Origin of the sequence: Micromonospora echinofusca, assembly GCF_017614955.1 — a bacterium.
Lineage (GTDB): Bacteria > Actinomycetota > Actinomycetes > Mycobacteriales > Micromonosporaceae > Micromonospora > Micromonospora echinofusca_A.
Map to the genome: position 1 here is coordinate 1 of NZ_WVUH01000660.1, position 1,193 is coordinate 1,193.

Here is a 1,193-nt window from a genome sequence, read left to right on the forward strand (position 1 = left end):
GCGCCGGGTGGGTTCATTCAGCAGCGGGCGAACCGGGTGTTGGGTGAGGCGGTCGAGTTGTTGGAGCGCATCGGTGAGCAGTCGTTGTTGACGGCGATCGCGGAGGGCACGTTCGGGATCATGAAGCGGCCGGCGGATCGGGGTAAGGGCCGCGATGGGGTGGCCCGGCACGAGGAGGGTTACTACAACCCGGCCACGGAGATCCTGGAGGGGTCGGCGGCATGAGTGAGCGGACGATCGTGCGGCCGTACGGGGACACCACGGGTGACGGCATGGTGCAGGTGTCGTTCACGTTGCCGGTGCCGCACGACAAGCGGGCCGAGGGTGCGGCGTTGCAGTTGGCCGGGAAGATGGGTATGGATCCGGCGATGCTGGTGCACGCGAAGCCGATCGGTGACGGGTTCACCTTCTTCGTGGTGTACGGGCGGGTGAATCATCTGGTGGACCTGTCGGCGGTGCACGTGATGGAGCGGGATTTCCCGTTGCTGTCCGCCAAGGAGGTCAACACGGTGGTGAAGCAGCGGTTGCGGCGGAAGTTGTCGGTGGTGGGGGCGTGTATCGGTACGGACGCGCACACCGTGGGTATCGACGCGATCCTGAACGTGAAGGGTGTGGCCGGGCAGAAGGGCCTGGAGTACTACCGCGAGTTGAAGGTGACGAACCTGGGTGCGCAGGTGAGTGTGCCGGAGTTGGTGGAGGCGGCCCGGGTGGAGCGGGCGGATGCGGTGCTGGTGTCGCAGGTGGTGACGCAGCGGGATGCGCATCTGCACAACACGCGGGAGATGTCGGCGGCGTTCCGGGAGGCGATGCCGGCGGGGCGGCGGCCGTTGCTGGTGGTCGGTGGGCCGCGGTTCGACGAGTTGATGGCGGCGGAGCTGGGGGTGGACCGGATCTTCGGTCGGGGGACCACGCCGGCTGAGGTGGCCAGTTACCTGGTGCATGCGTTGATCACGAAGAAGGCGGCGAAGGTATGAGTGACCCCCGGGTCGGGTTGACGGTGACGCACCGGCGGTATGTGCCGTATTCGCATGCCCATTACGCGGGGAGCCTGGTGGACGGGGCGTACGCGTTGGGGTTGTTCGGGGATGTGGCCACGGAGGTGTGTATCCGTACCGATGGTGACGAGGGGTTGTTCGCGTCGTACGCGGATGTGCAGTTCCGGGCGCCGATGCGGGCGGGGGACGTGTTGGAGG

2 protein-coding genes and 1 pseudogene are annotated in these 1,193 nt (G+C 67.0%); all 3 read left to right on the forward strand.

Translation table 11 applies throughout. The annotated features are described in order from the left end of the window. The coding region (locus GSF22_RS33670) for a lysine 5,6-aminomutase subunit alpha TIM-barrel domain-containing protein (protein ID WP_280117036.1) at positions 1 to 225 on the forward strand (225 nt) is incomplete at its 5' end. Continuing rightward, complete coding sequence (locus tag GSF22_RS33675) at positions 222 to 974, forward strand: OAM dimerization domain-containing protein (protein ID WP_208817930.1); 753 nt, start codon at positions 222 to 224, stop codon at positions 972 to 974. The genes GSF22_RS33670 and GSF22_RS33675, both read left to right, overlap by 4 nt. After that, a pseudogene (locus GSF22_RS33680) lies at positions 971 to 1,193 on the forward strand (3-aminobutyryl-CoA ammonia-lyase); the annotation flags it as partial. The gene GSF22_RS33675 and the pseudogene GSF22_RS33680, both read left to right, overlap by 4 nt.

What these genes read in the sequence shown, in the direction of transcription:
- GSF22_RS33675 (WP_208817930.1), top strand. Translation starts at nt 222, where the DNA reads ATGAGTGAGCGGACGATCGTGCGGCCGTACGGGGACACCACGGGTGAC.